Source organism: Streptomyces sp. NPDC088746 (genome assembly GCF_044751065.1).
GTDB lineage: Bacteria > Actinomycetota > Actinomycetes > Streptomycetales > Streptomycetaceae > Streptomyces.
Window position 1 is genome coordinate 518,381 of the sequence record NZ_JBIVLA010000003.1, and the last position, 18,850, is coordinate 537,230.

Here is an 18,850-nt window from a genome sequence, read left to right on the forward strand (position 1 = left end):
CTTCGCCTGTTGACGGCACTCAGAGTCCGGGGCGCGGCAACAGCCGTCAAGGGGGTGCGCAGGAATTGGTTCAGCCTCCGGACCACTGGGCGCTGCTACGCTGCCGGTGCCAAGAGGGCGCGGGGGCCCTCCGGAACAAGGGCAGGGGATGTCCGACGCACTGCGGCCCATGGGGCGCACACGACTGTACGAGCAAGTGCTCGACCGGCTGCGCTCCTTCGCCGCCGAGAGCGGTCTGGTGGCCGGTGACAGGCTTCCGCCTGAGCGCGACCTCGCTCAGCGCCTGAGAGTCTCCCGGGCCTCGGTGAAGCAGGCCATCGTCGTCCTCGAGGTGCAGGGGCTCGTCGAGGTGCGGCACGGAGGCGGCACCTACCTCCTCGGGGACGGGCTGGACGCCGAACCCGTCGAGCGGCTCGTCGAGCGCCGGCGCAGACTGCCCGACGTGCTGGAGGCGCGTGAGGCGCTGGAGACCAAACTCGCCGAACTCGCGGCGGAGCGGCGCACCGAGCAGGATCTGACCGCGCTGCGGGCGTCGCTCGCCCACATGGCCGCGGAGATCGCCGACGGCGGCCACGGCGTCGAAGGCGACCGGCGCTTCCACGCCGCGGTGACCGCGGCCGCCCACAGCGCGCTGCTGGCGGAGTTCATGCGGTCCATCGCCGACCAGATCACCGAGAGCAGGCACGAGTCCCTGCGCCAGCCGCGGCGGCCCGGCCGGTCCCTGACCCAGCACCAGGCCATCCTCGACGCCATCGAGGAGCGGCGCGGCAAGGCCGCCGCCGCGGCGATGCGGCGCCACGTCCGCACCGTCGCGAAGGTGAGGCTCCTGGACTGGAACCCCGAACCGGACACCGCCGACGGGACGTCCTGAACCGTTCCGGACGAGGGCCGGGCAGGTGCCGCCCTCCGCGGCACGTGCGCCACTTCTCGTAGGACATAAAAAAAGCCCCCGCCGTCAACGGAAGCTTTGGCAATGTTTTAGCAGGTCAGGCCGCCAGAACTGGCGTAAAACGGATAAGCCCAAGATTGGGGCTCCCCAACCGGCACATCGTGGGCTTAACTTATGTGTCATGACCTCCCCCCGCTCCACCTACGGCAGCGGCTACTACGCCGCGCCGTCGTTCCCCGACACCCCGATCTACGACTCCCTCGTCGCCGAGCGGGGGACCCCTCAGATCGCGCCGATCCGGGTTCCCGCCGCCTACGACACCGGGAACAGCTACCTGCCGGCTCTGCCGTCCGCTCTTCCGGCGCTGCCCGCGGCCCCGTCGCAGCACACCGGGTCCTACGGCTACCCGCAGCAGGCGGCGCAGCCGCAGTACCAGAACGCCGGGACGCAGCAGGCGCCGATGATGCAGCCCGCACAGCTGCAGCACGCGCCGGCGCCGTACATCCCGCAGCAGCCGTCCGCGCCCCGCGGCTACCAGCAGCAACAGCAGCAGCGGCCCGGCACGGGCTACGAGGCGATGCGTCCCGCGTCGCCCCGGCCCGTGCCCGCCCCCGCGCAGTCGCCGTACGAGGATCCGTACAACCGCCCGTACCAGAGCCGGGGCTACTGACGGACGCCGCCTGCCGTCGTCGGTGACGGCTGGCAGGATGAGCGCATGCTTTCGCCCGCGCTCAGTGCCGTACACATCCACCCGGTCAAGTCGCTGGCTGCCCGCGCCGCCGACGAGGCCGTCGTCGAGCCGTGGGGACTCGCCGGCGACCGCCGCTGGATGCTGATCGACAGCGGGAGCAGGGTCGTCACCCAGCGTCAGCAGCCGCGCATGGCGCAGCTGTCCGCCGAGCCCGTGCCGGGCGGCGGACTCGTGCTGTCGGCGCCCGGGAGCCCGTCCCTGACGGTGGAGGTGCCCGACCCGGCCCGCACGGTCGTCGCGGAGCTCCACCGGAGCAAGGTCACGACGGTTCCGGCCGCGGACGCCGCCCACGCGTGGTTCGGCGCGCGGCTCGGTGCGGAGGTCCGGCTCGTCCATCTCGACGCGCCGTCGCACCGCAGACCCGTCGATCCGGAGTTCGGCCGGCCGGGCGAGACGGTGTCGCTCGCCGACACGTTCCCGTTGCTCCTCACCACGCGTGCCTCGCTGGACGCGCTCAACTCGCTGGTGGCCCAGGGGGACCATCCGGACGAGGGGCCGCTGCCGATGAACCGGTTCCGGCCGAACGTGGTCGTGGACGGCACCGCGCCCTGGGCCGAGGACGACTGGAAGCGGATCACGATCGGGGAGGTCGCGTTCCGTGTCGCCAAGCCGTGCGGACGGTGCGTCATCACGACCACCGACCAGCGGACCGGTGAGCGGGGCAGGGAGCCGTTGCGCACGCTCGCCCGGCACCGCCAGGACGGGAAGCTCCTCCTCTTCGGCCAGCTCCTGGTCCCGGAGGGCGCCGGTGTGATCCGGGCCGGGGACCCGGTGCGGATCCTCGGCTGACCACCCGGCGCACCGGAGGCGGAGCGGATCGGAACTCGGGCGGGCGTGGGGGCCGTTGGCGGCGTGAGGTTGCTCTCTCTTCGCCGTCGGAGGACGTAATCGCCGCCCTCCCGGGTTATCACGGACAGGGAAGGGGGTGCATGACTGTGCGAGCGGTTCTGGGAATCCGGCGGTGGCGGCACAATCCCGTGTGCCGGGCCACCGACCGGCACGAGGCATGGGTGGCGCTGACCGCGCTGCTCCTGATGCTGCTGGCGGCACCGGCCCTCGGCTGGAAGGTCGGCGTACTCACGGACGACGCACTCCGGCAGACGGTGCGGACCCAGCACGAGCAACGCCGTCCGACCGCCGCCGTCGTGGTCCGCGCGGCCCCGGGCACGTCCCGCTTCGCCCAGGACCCCGAGGCGGCCGTCGCCGAGGGCTCCATGCGTACGTCGGTGGTGGCCGACTGGCTCGCCCCGGACGGTACGGCACGCACCGGCACCGTGTCGACGGGGTCCACGGAGACCGCGCCCGGCACCCGGATCCAGATCTGGACGGACGACCGGGGCCGTCCCGCGATGCGTCCCATGGACATGTCCACGGCCCGCACCCACACGGTGCTCGCAGGCATCGGTGCGACGCTGATCGCGGGCGGTCTGACCGAAATCGCCCGCAGGCTCGTCGTATGGCGCATGATGCAACGGCGGTACACCCGGCTCGACCGCGCCTGGGCCGAAGTCGGCCCCGACTGGGGCAGAACGGGTACGGGCAGCTGACCCCGGGGGCGCGGGTTCCCCCCGTATCCGGCTGACCAGTGGCCTTCGGCGGCCGACCCGTCAACTCGCGCCCGTCACGCGCGCTACGGTGGACCGGCCCGCCCGACTCCTCGGCAGGCGGGCCAGAGGGCTGCCGGCCGACCGGCGGCGCCTGGGGACACGTCACGAGGCAGCGCACACGGCACGAGGTGGGGGCACAGCAGCACCATGGCACAGGGCACGGTCCAGGTGACGCACACCGGCACATCGCGATGGCGGCGCCGTACGGGCGAATACGCATCCCTCACCGCAGCCCTGGAGGCCGCAGCGGACGGTGACGTCCTCACGATCGCCCCCGGCACCTACCGGGAGAATCTCGTCGTCCACCGCGCGGTGACGCTGCGCGGCCCCGAGGGATCCGCGGGTTCGGTACGGATCGCGCCGGCCGACGGTGTCCCCCTGACCGTCCGCGCCTCCGCCGTCGTCCAGGACCTGCATGTGGAGGGCCAGGACTCGGCCGCCCCCGCGCTGCTCGTCGAGGAGGGCACCCCCGAGCTGTCGGACCTGCGCATCGTGACCAGGTCGGCCGCCGGCATGGAGGTGCGGGGTGCCGCCAGGCCGACCGTGCGCCGCTGCACGGTCGACAACCCGGCCGGGGTGGGCATCGCCGTACTCGACGGTGCCGGAGGCGTGTTCGAGGACTGCGAGATCGTCTCGGCGGGCCGGTCCGGCGTCGCGGTCCGCGACGGCGCGCACCCCCGGCTCGAACGCTGCCGCGTGCACCACTCGTCGGGCGCGGGGCTGAGCGTGACCGGGGAGGGCAGCGGCCTCGAGGCGGTGGGCTGCGAGGTGTACGAGATCAAGGGCAGCGGGGTGCAGGTCACCTCCCGCGGTACCGCGCACCTCACGGACTGCAGCGTGCACCGTACGTCCGCCGACGGGGTCACCCTGGACACCGACGCGGTTCTCACGCTCGCGGACTGCGACATCCACGACATTCCGGAGAACGCGGTCGACCTGCGCTCCCGTTCGGTCCTCACCCTGACCCGCTCCACCGTCCGCAGGTTCGGCCGCAACGGCCTCTCGGTCTGGGATCCGGGTACCCGTGTGGACGCCAACCAGTGCGAGATCCACGACAGTACGGGTGACTATCCGGCGGTGTGGGTCAGCGACGGGGCCACGGTGATACTCGACTCGTGCCGCGTCCATGATGTGCCCGACGCCCTCTTCGTCCTCGACCGGGGCTCACGCGCGGATGTCGTGGACAGCGATCTGACCCAGATCCGCAACACGGCGGTGTCGGTGAGCGACGGCGCCACCGCCCAGCTCGACGACTGCCGGATCCGCGAGGCCTCCACCGGAGCGTGGTTCCGGGACCACGGCAGCGGCGGCACACTGAACAACTGCACGATCGACGCGGCGCAGACCGGGGTCATCGTGACCAAGGGCGCCGACCCGACCATCGAGAGGTGCACGGTCACCTCGCCCGCGGAGGCCGGTTTCTACGTCTCCGCGGAGGGCCGGGGCACCTTCGACAGCTGCCGGGTCACGGGGAGCGACGGCTACGGCTTCCATGTGATGGGCGGCTGCCGCTCGACCCTGACCCGGTGCCGGACCGAGCGGTGCGCACGCGGCGGATACGAGTTCGCCGACGGCTCCGGCGGCGACGGCAGCGCCGGTGGTCCGGTGGCGCGGGACTGCACCAGCGACGAGAGCGGCCTGCGCGGCGCCACTCCCCCGCCCCCGCCGGTCCTGACGGCGACGCAGACCACTCCCGGACTGCTGGGCGCGATGCCCGGGCAGCGGACCGCCGAGCCCGCCGCCGTGCCCGCGGCGCCCGCCGAACCGGTGCGCGACTCGGGCGCCGTCCTGGGCGAACTCGACGCGTTGGTGGGCCTCGACAGCGTCAAGCGTGAGGTGCGGGCGCTGACCGACATGATCGAGGTGGGCCGGCGCCGCCGGCTGGCGGGTCTGAAGGCGGCGTCGGTGCGCCGGCACCTGGTCTTCACCGGCTCCCCCGGCACGGGCAAGACGACGGTGGCCCGGCTGTACGGGGAGATCCTGGCCTCGCTCGGTGTCCTGGAGCACGGCCACCTCGTGGAGGTGTCGCGCGTCGATCTGGTCGGCGAGCACATCGGGTCCACCGCGATCCGCACCCAGGAGGCGTTCGACCGGGCGCGCGGCGGGGTCCTGTTCGTCGACGAGGCGTACGCCCTCTCGCCCGAGGACTCGGGCCGCGACTTCGGCCGGGAGGCCATCGACACGCTGGTGAAGCTGATGGAGGACCACCGCGACGCCGTGGTGGTGATCGTGGCCGGGTACACGCACGAGATGGAGCGCTTCCTCACCGTCAACCCCGGTGTGGCGTCCCGTTTCTCGCGGACCATCACCTTCAGTGACTACGAGCCCGAGGAGCTGCTGCGGATCGTCGAGCAGCAGAGCGACGAGCACGAGTACAGCCTTGCGGAGGGCACGGGGGAAGCGCTGCTCAAGTACTTCACGGCGCTTCCCAAGGGCCCCGCCTTCGGCAACGGCCGAACGGCCCGTCAGACCTTCGAGTCGATGGTGGAGCGGCACGCCGGCCGCGTCGCCCAGCTCCCCGAACCGACCACCGAGGACCTGACCATGCTCTACCCCGAGGATCTTCCGGCGCTTCCCTGAGCGGTGCTGTCCCGGCCCTCCGTACCCGCCTGCTGGGGCACGACGGGCTCGAGCCGTTGCAGGAGCGCGGCACGCTCGACGGCGAAGACCGGGTCGGCCTGGTAGTCGGAGTGCCCCAGGATGGGTTCCGGCAGCGGGTGTTCGGCGGTGCGGCCGTGGACCAGCGGGTCCTTCAGCGGGCCCCGGTCCACTTCGTGGCCCGGCCCCTCGTCGATCCTGACGGGGCCGCCGATGGGGTCCGTCGAACGCCAGAGGTTGCGCCAGCAGTGGACGGACCGGTGCAGCCCTTCGAGGGGGACGCGGCCGAAGTAGGCCGGGAACCAGCGCCCGTACAGCCGCTCGATCGGGGATCCGTACGTGAGCAGAGCGACCCGGCGCCGGGCGGTGTCGGGGAGCTGCCACACCGCCGCCGCGGCGAGCACGCTTCCCTGGGAGTGGCCGGAGATGACGAGCCTGCCGCGGGTGCTCCCCGTCCAGGCGCACATGCGGGACGAGAGGTCCGGGACGGCCCGCTCCGCGTAGCAGGGCGGTGCGAACGGATGGGCGGCACGCGGCCAGAACGTGCCCACGTCCCACAGGATGCCGATGGTGCGCCGGGCGGAGACGTCACGGTAGGCACGGCGCCCCCAGGTGACGAGCAGTATCACGCCGAAACCGGTCATCCAGGAGCCGGTCGACTGGGCGGTCTCGGCGGCCGACTCGACGAACGGACCCGTGCCGTCCGTCGCGAGGCCGGGAACCTCGCCGGTGAGCCAGGAGCCGGTCACGGCTGCGGCACCGAGCAGCAGCGTGGCGGCGGAGAGCAGCCCGAGGATCCCGGGCGCGGAGTCGGTGAGTGCCGCGGTGGCCCGGGTGCGGGCGATCCGCCGGGTGCGTCCGGGCTCGGGGTTCTTCTCCTCGTACTCCGCCTCGACGGCGGGCCCCAGCCTGCGGGCACGGCGCACGGTGCGGACGGCCAGCCAGATGACGGGCGGGAGCAGGAGCAGCAGCAGGACCGGGATGACGGATGCCTGCCAGCTGAGGAGCACGGGCGGCCCCTCTATGTCCGCGCCCGCACCCATGCCGGGCGTGCCGGGGCCGTCGAGCCAGTCGGCCACGCGCTGGGCGATCCCGCCGGTCATCACCCCGCCGAGCGCGCAGGCGAGCATGGCCACCGCCGGGCCGCCGAGACCGTGGAGGGTGGTGCGCGGCTCGGGGGCACGCCGGTACAGGCTCAGGGCCACCACGGCGAGTACGGAGACGAGCAGGCCCTGGCCCAGTGCGAGCGTGCGGAAGACGGCCTCTCCGGAGAGGGCACCCGAGGACACCCAGTCGGGGCGTGACCAGCCGGCGTACACGACCGCGCCGAGCAGCAGGGCGAGGGCGGCGCAGGGCAGGAAGGTGGTGACGGCCCGGTCGAGCCGGTTGTCGAGGCGCCGCTCGCTGCGCCCCCGGTGGCAGACCACGGCGACGACGACGAGTCCGCACAGGGCGAGGACGGTCTCGAACAGGACGCCGACGACCGGGGGTACGGGGCTGCCGGCGGCCCTGTCGTGCCGGGCCGCCGTGCTGCCGACCGCCGCCGCGACCGTGAGGAGTCCGGCAGCGGTGTGCGCCGCGCGCAGCCGGGCCACCAGCCTGCGTCCGTACCAGAAGCCGGGCCTGCCGAGGGCCGGGCGGACGAGGGGCCCGCCGGGCTGCGCGGCCTCGTCCGTGTCCGCCTCCTCGTCCGTCTCCGCGCTGTCCGGTTCGTCCCAGGTCAGGGAGCGCTGTGACTCGTAGGCGGCCCAGGTGCGGTTGGACAGGTACCAGAGGAGTCCCACCAGGGCGGCGGGCACCAGGGCCGCGACGGCGAGGCGGCGTCCGGGCTGGGCGAACCAGCCGTCCTGCCGCGTGGAGAGGAAGCCCAGCCAGGAGCGCTGCACGGAGCACTCGGGCGTCCCCGCGCACTGCCAGGCCACCAGGTCGAGGGCGACCTCGCAGACCGCGGCGGTCAGGAGCACGGTGAGGCTGAGCGCGAGGAGCCGCACCAGCACCCCGTAGATCCGGACCGTCCTCCTGCGCCCCTGGGCGGCGGGCCGCATCCAGTGGGCGAGGTTGACCACCATGAAGGGGAGCAGCAGCAGCCAGAGGGCGCGGGACCCGTTGCCCGAGGTGAGGTTGGACCAGCAGTAGGCCTCGGCGATGGGCCCGTCCCGGTGGCGCTCGGGGTGGTGTTCGGCTCCGACGTCCTCGGTGCGCCGGTGGACGGCGGCCGTGGCGTCACCCGTGATCCTCGTCGTACGCGGGTCGCCGAGCATCTCCTGCGGAGTGGTTCCGCCGACACCGTGGACGAGCAGTTCCAGTGCGACGCCGCTGCTCTGGGCGGCCTCGGCCTTGGGGGCAGGGGGCAATGTCGGTGACTCGCTCTCTGGTCCTTCCGGCTCACGGCCGGTGGGCGGCTGTTCGTCCGGGACGAGCTGGGCTGGTGCGCGCGGGACGAGCTGGGCTGACGCGCAGTCACCACCATCGCCGACGGGAGCCGTCCGCCGCACCGGCTCTCACCGAATCTCCCCAGTGGGACGGCTCGTACGCGTGCGTGGGAGGATGTGGGGGTCCCGCAGGACCGCTGCCGGACCGTGCGGACAGAGCGAAGGACCGGGGCCCGGCGTTGAGCGAGAATCAGAACCTGCTCGCGGAGCAGCGGCGTGCGCTCATTCTGGACGACGTCCGCAAGCGCGGCGGGGTCAGGGTCAACGAGCTGACCCGCAAGCTGAGCGTCTCCGACATGACCATCCGCCGGGACCTGGACGCACTGGCGCGCCAGGGTGTCATCGAGAAGGTCCACGGCGGAGCGGTGCCGGTCGTCGAGGCGAGCACGCACGAGCCCGGTTTCGAGGCCAAGTCGACGCTGGAGCTCAGTGCCAAGGAGGACATCGCGCGCACGGCGGCCGGGATGGCGTTGCCCGGCAGCGCGATCGCGCTCTCCGGCGGCACGACGACGTTCGCGCTGGCCAGGCATCTCCTGGACGTCCCGGGCCTGACCGTGGTGACGAATTCGGTGCGGGTCGCCGATGTGTTCCACGGCGCGCAGCGGCCGACGGCTGCGGGCGGCGCGCGGGCCGGCGCGGCCACGGTGGTGCTGACCGGCGGGGTGCGTACGCCTTCGGACTCGCTCGTCGGGCCGGTCGCGGACCGCGCGATCGGCTCGCTCCACTTCGACGTGCTGTTCCTCGGCGTGCACGGGATCTCGGTCGAGGCCGGACTCTCCACGCCCAATCTCGCGGAGGCCGAGACGAACCGCCGCTTCGTGCAGGCGGCCAGGCGTGTCGTCGTGGTGGCCGACCACACCAAGTGGGGGACGGTGGGCCTGAGTTCCTTCGCGGCGCTCGACGAGGTCGATGCCTTCGTCACGGACGCGGGTCTGCCGGGCAGCGTCAGGCAGGAGATCGAGGAGCACCTGCCGGGCCTGGTGGTGGCGGGCGGGCCGGCGGACGAGTAGTCCGCCGGGCGGGCCACGCCTTCCGTTCCCGGGCTCACGGGCGGCGGACGTCCTAGGATCGGAGTGTGGCCGTATTCCGCATAGAGCGCTTCACCCCCCTCCCTGCCGCCGAGGCATGGCGACGGGTGACCGACTGGGAGCGGCACGGCGGGACCGTTCCGTTCACCACGGTCACCGTCCCCGCGGGCCTGCCGACCGGGACGGGGACGGTCTTCGTCGCCCGTACCGGCGTGGGGCCGCTGGGTTTCGACGATCCGATGGAAGTGGTGCGGTGGACCCCGCCGGCCGCCGGCCGGGCGGGGCTGTGCCGGCTGGAGAAGCGGGGTTCCCTGGTGCGCGGCCGGGCGTCGATCGACGTGTGCCCGACCGGTTCGGGCTCGCATGTGATCTGGGTCGAGGAGCTGCGTGTGAGGCTGCTGCCGCGCTGGACCGATCCGCTGCTGGCCGGGGCGGGGCGACGGGTCTTCGGCCGGGTGCTCGGCACTCTGCTCGACGACTGAGGCGCGCCTGGGCGCCCGTCCCTGTGGTGCGGTCCCTCCGGGGCCTGCGCCCAGGAGGGGCGGCGAGGAGTGCGATGCGGTATCCCGGATCCATGGGTGTGCGGCAATCGACGGACGGACTCCAGGGCGGTACCCGGCGGACCCGGGCCTTCGTCGCGGTGCCCTTCGCACTGATCGCGATCGTGACCGTGGTCGACATCGTCGTGCCCCCCGAGGTGCACCTCGGTCCGTTCCTCGTGGCGGCCCCGGCGCTCACCGCGTCGTTCGCCGGTCCGCGGCTGACCGCGTTCGTCGGCGCGGTGGCGGTGGTGGCCCAGGCGGTCGTGGCGCTGGCGCGCACCAGCATCACCGATCTCAATCACATGTACCAGATCGCCGCTCTCTTCCTGATCTCGGCGATCGTCACGTTCTTCGCCCACCTGCGGGAGCGCCACGCGGCGGAGATGGTGCAGCTGCGCACCGTGGCCGAGGCGGCCCAGCGGAGTGTGCTCCGGCCCCTGCCCGGCCGCAGTGGCCCGCTGGGCCTCGCCTCGGTCTATCTGGCGGCCGAGGAGGGCGCCCAGCTCGGCGGTGATCTGTACGCGACCGCGCGCACGCCCCGGGGAACCCGGGTGATCATCGGAGACGTCCGCGGCAAGGGCCTCGACGCCATCAGCAGCGCCGCCGGCGTGCTCGGCGCCTTCCGCGCGCTGGCCCGCCAGGAGGAGCATCTGCCCGGGCTGGTCGCCCGGCTCGAGTCGAGTGTGGCCGCCCAGCAGATCGACTCCCTGACCGAGGCGGACGACCCGGCCGATGACCAGCACATCGCCGAGGCGTTCGTGACCGCGGCCGTGCTCGACATCCCGGATGCCGTGCAGGAGCTCCGTCTCGTCAGCTGCGGTCATCCGCCGCCCCTGCTCCTGCGGGCGGGCCGGGTGGACGCCCTCGACGCGACGGAGCCTGCTCCGCCCCTCGGGGTCGGTCCGCTGACCGCCGGTGGCCACACCGAGGACGTGTTCGCGTTCCGGGCCGGTGATGTGCTGCTGCTGTACACGGACGGGGTCACGGAGGCGCGGAACGGCTCGGGTGACTTCTACCCGCTGGCCGAGCGGGTGGCCTCGTGGCCGCGTATGGGGCCCGAGCCGCTGCTGGAGCGGATCTGCGCCGATCTGCTGCGCCACGCGGGCGGCCACCTGGGGGACGACGCCGCCCTTGTGGCGGTGGAACGGCTTCCGGGCCCGGGGTGAGCGGCTGCCCGGCTCAGGCCGGCCAGGTGCCGGTGGCCAGGAAGTGGTCGATCGTCTCCGTGTACGGCCTGATGTCCAGGCCCTGGCCGCTCAGCCACTCGTCCGAGTAGTACTTGTCGAGATAGCGGTCGCCCGGGTCGCAGAAGAGCGAGACGACGCTCCCGGTGCTCCCCGTCTCCACCATCTCGGCCACAAGCTTGAAGGCGCTCCACAGCCCGGTGCCGGTCGAGCCGCCCGCCTTGCGGCCGATGGCGCGCTCCAGCACCCGGACTGCGGCGACGCTGGCCGCGTCGGGCACCTTCATCATGCGGTCGATGGCTCCGGGCACGAAGCTCGGCTCCATCCGGGGTCTGCCGATGCCTTCGATGCGTGAGCCGCGGTCGCTGGTCGCCAGCTGGTCGTGCCGGGTCCATCCGTCGAAGAAGCAGGAGTTCTCCGGGTCCGGCACGCAGATCCGCGTGTCGTGCTGCATGTAGCGGACGTAGCGCCCGATGGTCGCGGAGGTCCCGCCGGTGCCGGCGGTGGCGACGATCCAGGCGGGTTCGGGATACCGCTCCAGCCTCAGCTGCTGGTAGATGGACTCGGCGATGTTGTTGTTGCCCCGCCAGTCGGTGGCGCGCTCGGCGTAGGTGAACTGGTCCATGTAGTGACCGCCCGTCTCGGCCGCGAGGGCCGCCGACTCCTCGTAGAGCCGGCGGGAGTCGTCGACGAAGTGGCACTGCCCGCCGTGGAATTCGATCAGGCGGCACTTCTCGGGGCTGGTGGTCCGGGGCATCACCGCGACGAAGGGCACACCGATCAGCTTCGCGAAGTACGCCTCCGAGACGGCCGTCGAGCCGCTGGAGGCCTCGATGACCGGTTTGCCACGTCGGATCCACCCGTTGCAGAGTCCGTAGAGGAAGAGGGAACGGGCCAGCCGGTGCTTGAGGCTGCCCGTCGGGTGCGTCGACTCGTCCTTGAGGTAGAGGTCGATGCCCCAGTGCTCCGGCAGCGGGAAGCGCAGGAGATGGGTGTCCGCCGAACGGTTCGCGTCCGCCTGGACCTTGCGCACGGCTTCCTTGAGCCAGGCCCGGTAGTCCGGGTCGCTCCGGTCGACGTCGACGGTCTTCATGACGCCACCGCCAGGTGTGCGCTCACCGGTGTCCATCAGCGGTCTCCTTCGGGTGACGGCGGTTCTCCGTAGGACCCACGATATTCCCCCTACCTGCACAAACGTTTACTTTGGCGCCCCATAGGCCTCCCTTGGCCCGGGCGCCCCGCCGGCACGCCCGGCCGCGTGCCCGATCCGGGCCGCGGCCGGAATCGATGGGGGTGAGGCCTGGCGTACGAGCCCTGTCCACGGGCAGAATTGCAGAAGCCGGTACAAGGGGGGCGAAGTCGCCATGGCCGAGACAGAATTCAGCCCTGCGGATTTCGGCGCGCGGGAGTTCGGCGCGGTGGAGTTCAGGGCGAGCGATGTCAGGATCCGCCGTTGGGCGCGGTCACTGACCAGGGCCGGCCAAGTGATCGTCGAGGACGGCCGGATCGCGCTGCTGACGAGCGACGGGCGGGAGATCGCCAGCGCCCCGGTGACCGCGGTGAGCGCCGGGAGGCCGTGGTTCCTGGCGGCGGACTCGGCGGTCGCCAGGATCAACGGCGTGCGGTACCGGCTGACCATGGGCCAGCGCAACCGCCGGCCCGGCGGGGCGGCGCCGGTCCGCAGATTCCTGAAGGCGCTGCGCAGCGCCGCGGGACGGCGGATCTGACTGTACGGTCCGGTACGGACACCGCGAGTTGCGGAGCCCAACCCCCTGGGTCACGCTGGTCACACGTCACTGATGGTGCACCGGTGGTGACAGCGAAAGCAGCCCCCGCCGGGAGCCACGCAGGGCGGACCACGCATGACCAGAAACAGCAGTCAGCCATCTGCTGGATCCGTTCCTTCGTCTTCTTCCGGACCTCATTCGGGGAGTCGCAGCCGTGATCAGCGAGCCAAGCAGGCACTGCGCGGTGGAGCTCCAAGCCCTGCCGTCGCGGATCGGTCAGGTCCGCAGAATCATTTCGGCGCAACTGCGCTACTGGCATCTCGATCCTCTGATCGACCCGGCAGCGCTCGGTGTCACCGAACTGCTGACCAACGTCCACCGGCACGCACAGCCGGACAAATCATGCACCGTCGAGATCGAGCTGCTGCTCGACCGGCTGACGGTCTCCGTCCACGACCACGACCCCCGGCTGCCGACCGTGTGCGACGCCGATCAGTCCGCCACCTCCGGGCGCGGACTGGCGATGATCGCCGCGGTCAGCGAGAGCTGGGGCGTACGACCGAGCGACGACGCGGGGAAGGTCATCTGGTTCACCTTGCCCGCACCGTCGTTCACCACCGCTCTGCCCCCTCTCCCGGTGTACGGGTCGACGACCGACGGCCCGTTCGGCTCGGACGTCGCGGGGCTCATGGAGCCGACAGCAGTACGGACGCGGGCCCGGTCGGCCGTCGTCGGCTGACCGGAAGGCGGCCGCACCGTACACCACGCACAGGAGCGCGCCGGTCCTCACACGGACCGGCGCGCTCCGCTCCGTTCGCACCCGGAGCCCCATCCGCCTCTCGCGGTCACGTCGGGCCGTCCTTGTCGTAACGGCCGTAGGGCTCGTCGAGGACGGAGAGCCTCCGCCAGTACTCGTCCTCGTCGATCTCACCGGCGGCGAACCGCCGGCCCAGGAGATCGATCGGCGAGTGCTCGCCCCCGGGTCCGCCCCGCCGGACGCCGTGCGGCTGCCAGGGTCCTGGGCGGCGGCCGCGCCGGACGGTGCGGCGCAGCAGCGTGACGACGCCGACGGCGACCGCCGCCCAGATGAGGGGGAAGAGGAGGATCCAGGGCCCGGGCCCTCCGTGGTTCGCCAGGGTGTTCATCGCGGTCAGCTCCTCAGCTGTTCGTCCGTGCGTTCCTGTCACCTACGAGCCTGTCTCGGGGAGGCGGCCGGAACGTCGTACGGGCGGCGGCAGTTCGCGTACGGCGGTGGGAGTAGGGCGGTGCCGGGCGCCTGCTTCCACCGGCCACCGTGCGTTCTGTACCTACTGGTATGTACAGTGGCGTGCATGAGCACTCCGGACCGATTGATCGAGGCCACCCAGGAGCTCCTGTGGGAGCGCGGCTATGTCGGCACGAGCCCCAAGGCGATCCAGCAGCGGGCCGGGGCGGGCCAGGGCAGCATGTATCACCACTTCGCGGGCAAGCCCGACCTGGCGCTCGCCGCCGTGCTCCGCACATCCGCGGAGATGCGGAAGACGGCCGGCCGCCTGCTGGACGGCCCCGGATCGGCGTACGAGCGGATCTCGGCCTATCTGCTGCGCGAGCGTGACGTGCTGCGGGGCTGCCCGGTGGGGCGGCTGACGATGGATCCCGACGTGGTGGCCAGCGACGCGCTGCGGGCACCGGTGGACGAGACGATCGGCTGGCTGCGCGGCAGGCTCACCGAGATCCTCCAGGAGGGCCTGGACGCGGGCGAGTTCGCCCCCGGCCTCGTTCCCCGGGACGTCGCGGCGGCCGTCGTGGCCACGGTCCAGGGGGGCTACGTCCTGGCCCGGGCGTCCGGATCACCGGCGGCCTTCGACTCGGCCGTCCAGGGGCTGCTCTCCCTGCTCGCCCCGCACGTCCCATCGAACCGCACAGCCTGAGGGGTACGCGATGCACGCCATGCAGTACGAGATCACCCTGCCCGCTGCCTATGACATGGGGATCATCCGGGAACGGGTCGCGACCAGGGGGCATCTCCTCGACGGCTTTCCAGGGCTGGGCCTCAAGGCGTACCTGGTCCGCGAACGCGGTGACGGCTCACCGGTCAACCAGTACGCACCGCTGTATCTGTGGTCCGCCCCCGAGGGCATGAACAGCTTCCTCCGGGGCCCGGGATTCCAGGGCATCGTGGATGACTTCGGCCGACCCGAGGTGCAGCACTGGACCGGACTCTTCTTCCAGGAGGGGGCGGCCTCGGCGGCGCTCCCCCGCACCGCTGTCCGCCGCCGCGAGCGGATCGCGGACACCACGGCCCCGGCTGTCGCGGTGGAGGCCGGGCTGGAGGAGAGCCGTCGGCTGGCCGCCACCCGGGGGGCCGTCGCCACCGCGCTGGCCGTCGATCCGCGCCACTGGGAGCTGCTCCCCTTCACGCTCTGGGAGGACGAGCCGTCGGACGGCCCGGGCGACCGCTACGAGGTGCTGCACCTGTCGGCGCCGGAGCGTGACCGGCTGAGGCCGGGGAAGCAGTGGTGATCCCGCGCCGGCGTTCGCCCTGAGCGGAGCCGCACCCCGACCCGCCGGTCAGGCCAGTGCGGCCAGCGGGTCGTCGAGTACGGGCTGCCAGGCCAGTTCGGCCGCGCCCACCAGGCTGTTGTGGTCGAGCGTGCAGGACAGGATCGGCACGCTTCCGCTGCGCCCCCAGAGGCTGCGGTCGGCGACGACGGCCCGCAGGCGTTCGGCGTCGGCCTCCAGGAGATCGCGGTGCAGGCCGCCGAGGATGATCCGGTCCGGGTTGAGGATGTTGACCAGCCCGGCCAGACCCAGGCCGAGACGGTCGATCAGCTCTTCGGCCGCGGCCCGCACATCGGGGTCGCCGTACTCCGTGCGGAGCAGGCCGCCGGACTGCTTGAGCAGCGACTCCTCGGGACCGGGCTCCCGGCCTGCCGCGGTGAGGAAGGCGAGGGGGTCCGTCTCCACGTCGAGGCAGCCTCGCCCGCCGCAGTGACAGGGGCCGCCCTCGGGGTTGACGGTCAGATGCCCCACTTCCAGGGCGAGTCCCGAACTCCCGCTGTGCAGGCGGCCGTCCAGGACGAGGGCGCCACCCACCCCCCGGTGGCCGGTGGCCACGCAGAGCAGGTGCTGGGCACCACGCCCCGCGCCGTGCCGGTGCTCTGCGAGGGCGGCGAGGTTGACGTCGTTGGCGGTGAACGCGGGGCCCGTGATGCCGGCGGCGCGTACGCAGGTGGAGAAGATCTCCCGGACCGGCGCTCCGGCCGGCCAGGCGATGTGCAGCGGATTGAGGGCCGTCCCCTCGGGTTCCGCCACGGCGGAGGGCACGGCGAGCCCGGCCCCGACGCAGCGCAGCCCGGTCTCACGCAGGAGCCGGGCCCCGGCCTCGACGACCTCGCCGAGGACCTGGGCGGGATCGGCCATGACGGCGACGCAGCCGGGCGCGGTGGCCACGATCCTGCCCCCGAGCCCCACGAGCGCGGCGCGGAAGCCGTCGGAGTGGACCTGGGCGGCGAGAGCCACGGGCCCGCTGTCACGGATGGACAGCCGGTGCGAGGGGCGGCCCTGCGAGCCGGCGGCTGAGCCCGGGCTGGAGTCGACCCTGATGAGCCCGAGCGCCTCGAGCTCCGCGGCCACCGCCCCCGCCGTGGCACGGGTGACGCCGAGTTCGGAGGTGAGCACGGCGCGGGTGGGGGCACGCCCGGTGTGCACGAGCTCCAGGGCGGGCCCGAGCGCGCTGCGGCCCCTCTCCAACTTCGTCCGCGTGGTGGTCGACTTGCCGTTCATGGGGGCGAGTCTCCCATGATCCGGAGCCGTTGCCGACGCTCCGGCGCCCCGCACCGTTCACCGGCCGGTCACCGGCGCAGCGGTCTTGCGCGGTCTCTCGGGGCGACCCTATCCTCACTTTGTGCCGCAAGTAAACAAACTGCGGACGGCCCTGCCGGGTGAAGGTGGCGGAGACACCGCTCCACCTTCGCCGGCCCGCCTCCGTACCGCGCTGACCGTGTTCTTCGCCCTCGACGGGTTCCTCTTCGCCGGCTGGGTGGTCCGCATTCCGGCCATCAAGGACCGGACGGGGGCCAGCGCCTCCACCCTCGGCCTCGCCCTGCTCGGCGTCTCCGCCGGTGCGGTGATCACGATGATGCTCACCGGGAGACTGTGCAGGCGTTACGGAAGTCACGCGGTCACCGTGGTCTGCGGTGTGCTGCTGTCTCTGAGCATCGCCCTTCCGGCACAGACGGGTTCGGCTCTCGCCCTGGGCCTCGTGCTCCTGTTCTTCGGTGCGGCGTACGGCGGACTGAACGTGGCGATGAACAGCGCGGCCGTCGAAGTGGTCGCCGCGTTGCGCCGCCCGGTGATGCCGAGCTTCCACGCCGCGTTCAGCTTCGGCGGCATGGCGGGCGCGGGTCTCGGCGGGCTGGTCGCGGGCAGCCTCGGGCCCGCGGCCCATCTCTTCGCCCTGACGGGCATCGGACTACTCGTCACCGCGGTGACCGGCCCGGTGCTCCTGCGTGGCCGGGCCGCCGCACTCCCGGTGGAACAGCGGGCGACGGACACCCGTGAGCGGCCGAAGGGGATGAGCACCCAGGCGCGCCGGGTCGTCGTCCTCTTCGGCGTCATCGCCCTCTGCACGGCGTACGGGGAAGGGGCGCTGGCCGAATGGGGCGCGCTGCACCTCAGCCAGGACCTGGGCGCCACCCCCGGTCTCGCCGCCGCCGGGTACTCCTTGTTCGCGCTGACGATGGCCGTCGGCAGGCTCAGCGGCACCGCTCTCCTCGAACGGTTCGGGCAGACCCGCACCCTGGTGGCGGGCGGGGTCACGGCCGCGGCGGGGATGCTGCTCGGCGCGCTGGCTCCGGCCGTCTGGCTCGTGCTGCTCGGCTTCGCCGTGGCCGGTCTGGGCCTGGCCAACATATTTCCCGTCGCGGTCGGCCGGGCCGGCGCGCTGGCGGGGCCCAGCGGGGTGGCCGCGGCATCGACCCTCGGCTACGGCGGGATGCTTCTGGGGCCGCCGGTGATCGGCTTCCTCGCCGACTGGATCTCCCTCCCGGTGGCCCTCACCACGGTGACCCTGCTCGCCGCCACGGCGGCGGTGCTGGGCGGTGCCGCCCGCAACGTGAACGAACGCCCGAGTGATTGAGTGGCCGTACTCGGGCACCACCGGCTTCCCCGGCGCAGGACGGAGGCATCGCGCCGGCGGCCTGGTTCACCTGTCTCGCGCTGGTCATGTCCGTGCTCGTGCGGGCCTGTGCGCGTGGCCGGTTCTCACGGCTGCTCCGCGGGCCGCGCCGGGGCGGTCCGGCGCACCCCCAGGGCGCCTGACGCCGTTCTGACACAATCGCCGGTGTGGAGACCCCCGAGCACCTGACAGCCCTCACCGCTGAAGGCCACGCACTCGCCCGGGCCGCTCGCGAGGCGGGGACGGACGCCCCGGTCCCGACCTGCCCAGGATGGCGGGTGCGCGATCTCCTCAAGCACACCTGCATGGTGCACCGCTGGGCCACCGCGTTCGTCGTCGACGGGCACCGGACGTACCGCCCGGCGGCCGAGGAGCCGGACCTGGACGGCGACGCACTGCTCGACCGTTTCACCGAGGGCCACCGCCTGCTCGTCGACGCGCTCCGGACCGCACCGGACGGCCTGGAGTGCTGGACGGTCTTCCCCTCACCGGCCCCGCTCGCGTTCTGGGCGCGCCGGCAGGCGCACGAGACCAGGATCCACCGGGTGGACGCGGAGTCGGCACGGGGCGGCCCCCTCACCTCCGTGGCACCGCCGCACGCGGTGGACGGCATCGACGAACTCCTGGCCGGCTTCCACGCGCGCGCCAAGAGCCGTGTCCGTACGGAGTCCCCGCGCACTCTCCGGGTCCGGGCCATGGACACGGACGCGGTGTGGACCGTACACCTGTCCGCCGAGCCGCCGCTCACGGTGCGCGGGGCCGCCGCCCTGGAGACATCTGCCGACTGCACGCTCAGCGGCGCGGCCGAGGAGCTCTACCTGGGGCTGTGGAACCGCGCCCCGCTGTCGTCCGTCGCCTTGTCCGGGGACCCAGGGGTCGCCGCACTGTGGGAGGAGAAATCCGCCATCGTCTGGTCGTGAGTGGGGGGAGGATC

18 protein-coding genes are annotated in these 18,850 nt (G+C 72.7%); 14 read left to right on the forward strand and 4 right to left on the reverse strand.

Annotated features, from left to right (window positions below; genetic code table 11):
* Nucleotides 1–148 precede the first annotated feature (148 nt).
* From ACIP63_RS16760 to ACIP63_RS16780, 5 genes are all read left to right on the forward strand, one after another.
* Complete coding sequence (locus tag ACIP63_RS16760) at nt 149–871, forward strand: FadR/GntR family transcriptional regulator (protein ID WP_401516265.1); 723 nt, start codon at nt 149–151, stop codon at nt 869–871.
* A 199-nt stretch (nt 872–1,070) separates the two neighbouring features.
* On the forward strand, nt 1,071–1,559 hold the full coding sequence (locus tag ACIP63_RS16765; protein ID WP_401516267.1) for a DUF6643 family protein: 489 nt from the start codon (nt 1,071–1,073) through the stop codon (nt 1,557–1,559).
* Nucleotides 1,560–1,604: 45 nt separating this feature from the next.
* The gene (locus ACIP63_RS16770; protein WP_401516268.1) at nt 1,605–2,429 is read left to right on the forward strand and encodes an MOSC domain-containing protein; all 825 of its coding nucleotides are present in this window, start codon (nt 1,605–1,607) and stop codon (nt 2,427–2,429) included.
* Nucleotides 2,430–2,569: 140 nt separating this feature from the next.
* The gene (locus ACIP63_RS16775) at nt 2,570–3,187 is read left to right on the forward strand and encodes a hypothetical protein (RefSeq protein WP_401516269.1); all 618 of its coding nucleotides are present in this window, start codon (nt 2,570–2,572) and stop codon (nt 3,185–3,187) included.
* Between the two features lie 207 nt (nt 3,188–3,394).
* Complete coding sequence (locus ACIP63_RS16780; protein ID WP_401516270.1) at nt 3,395–5,827, forward strand: right-handed parallel beta-helix repeat-containing protein; 2,433 nt, start codon at nt 3,395–3,397, stop codon at nt 5,825–5,827.
* Here ACIP63_RS16780 and ACIP63_RS16785 read toward each other — a convergent pair.
* Nucleotides 5,797–8,199 (reverse strand): hypothetical protein, encoded by a 2,403-nt coding sequence (locus ACIP63_RS16785; protein WP_401516272.1) that lies wholly within the window; start codon nt 8,197–8,199, stop codon nt 5,797–5,799. The two genes, ACIP63_RS16780 and ACIP63_RS16785, sit on opposite strands and share 31 nt — an antisense overlap.
* Nucleotides 8,200–8,456: 257 nt before the next feature.
* Here ACIP63_RS16785 and ACIP63_RS16790 point away from each other — a divergent pair, with 257 nt between their 5' ends.
* The 3 genes from ACIP63_RS16790 to ACIP63_RS16800 all read left to right on the forward strand — a co-directional run bounded on the left by ACIP63_RS16790 (nt 8,457) and on the right by ACIP63_RS16800 (nt 11,013).
* A complete protein-coding gene (locus ACIP63_RS16790) occupies nt 8,457–9,287 on the forward strand; it encodes a DeoR/GlpR family DNA-binding transcription regulator (RefSeq protein ID WP_401516274.1) in 831 nt (276 codons plus the stop codon).
* 65 nt (nt 9,288–9,352) lie between these two features.
* Nucleotides 9,353–9,787, forward strand: coding sequence for an SRPBCC family protein (locus ACIP63_RS16795; protein ID WP_401516276.1), 435 nt, complete (start codon nt 9,353–9,355; stop codon nt 9,785–9,787).
* 92 nt (nt 9,788–9,879) lie between these two features.
* Entirely contained in the window at nt 9,880–11,013 is a 1,134-nt protein-coding gene (locus tag ACIP63_RS16800; protein ID WP_401516278.1) for a PP2C family protein-serine/threonine phosphatase, read from the forward strand.
* A gap of 13 nt (nt 11,014–11,026) precedes the next feature.
* Here the strand turns inward: ACIP63_RS16800 and ACIP63_RS16805 are convergent, their stop codons facing one another.
* On the reverse strand, nt 11,027–12,160 hold the full coding sequence (locus ACIP63_RS16805) for a PLP-dependent cysteine synthase family protein (protein ID WP_401516280.1): 1,134 nt from the start codon (nt 12,158–12,160) through the stop codon (nt 11,027–11,029).
* 235 nt (nt 12,161–12,395) lie between these two features.
* On the opposite strand from ACIP63_RS16805, the gene ACIP63_RS16810 reads away from it, so the two are divergent.
* Nucleotides 12,396–12,758 carry a hypothetical protein gene (locus ACIP63_RS16810; RefSeq protein WP_401516281.1) on the forward strand — a complete coding sequence of 121 codons (363 nt, stop codon included), beginning with the start codon at nt 12,396–12,398 and terminating at the stop codon, nt 12,756–12,758.
* A gap of 214 nt (nt 12,759–12,972) precedes the next feature.
* Nucleotides 12,973–13,497, forward strand: coding sequence for an ATP-binding protein (locus ACIP63_RS16815; protein WP_187355897.1), 525 nt, complete (start codon nt 12,973–12,975; stop codon nt 13,495–13,497).
* Between the two features lie 106 nt (nt 13,498–13,603).
* Here ACIP63_RS16815 and ACIP63_RS16820 read toward each other — a convergent pair whose 3' ends face one another.
* Nucleotides 13,604–13,903 carry an SHOCT domain-containing protein gene (locus tag ACIP63_RS16820; protein ID WP_401516283.1) on the reverse strand — a complete coding sequence of 100 codons (300 nt, stop codon included), beginning with the start codon at nt 13,901–13,903 and terminating at the stop codon, nt 13,604–13,606.
* A 186-nt stretch (nt 13,904–14,089) separates the two neighbouring features.
* Between ACIP63_RS16820 and ACIP63_RS16825 the strand changes: the two genes are divergently transcribed.
* Together ACIP63_RS16825 and ACIP63_RS16830 are read left to right on the forward strand one after the other, a co-directional pair.
* Complete coding sequence (locus ACIP63_RS16825) at nt 14,090–14,668, forward strand: TetR/AcrR family transcriptional regulator (RefSeq protein ID WP_401516285.1); 579 nt, start codon at nt 14,090–14,092, stop codon at nt 14,666–14,668.
* Nucleotides 14,669–14,678: 10 nt separating this feature from the next.
* Complete coding sequence (locus ACIP63_RS16830; RefSeq protein WP_401516287.1) at nt 14,679–15,260, forward strand: DUF4865 family protein; 582 nt, start codon at nt 14,679–14,681, stop codon at nt 15,258–15,260.
* Between the two features lie 48 nt (nt 15,261–15,308).
* On the opposite strand, the gene ACIP63_RS16835 is transcribed toward ACIP63_RS16830, so the two are convergent.
* Complete coding sequence (locus tag ACIP63_RS16835; protein ID WP_401516289.1) at nt 15,309–16,523, reverse strand: ROK family protein; 1,215 nt, start codon at nt 16,521–16,523, stop codon at nt 15,309–15,311.
* A 121-nt stretch (nt 16,524–16,644) separates the two neighbouring features.
* Here ACIP63_RS16835 and ACIP63_RS16840 point away from each other — a divergent pair, with 121 nt between their 5' ends.
* Complete coding sequence (locus tag ACIP63_RS16840) at nt 16,645–17,877, forward strand: MFS transporter (protein WP_401516290.1); 1,233 nt, start codon at nt 16,645–16,647, stop codon at nt 17,875–17,877.
* A 206-nt stretch (nt 17,878–18,083) separates the two neighbouring features.
* Nucleotides 18,084–18,836 (forward strand): maleylpyruvate isomerase family mycothiol-dependent enzyme, encoded by a 753-nt coding sequence (locus tag ACIP63_RS16845; RefSeq protein ID WP_401516292.1) that lies wholly within the window; start codon nt 18,084–18,086, stop codon nt 18,834–18,836.
* The last annotated feature ends 14 nt before the right edge of the window (nt 18,837–18,850 follow it).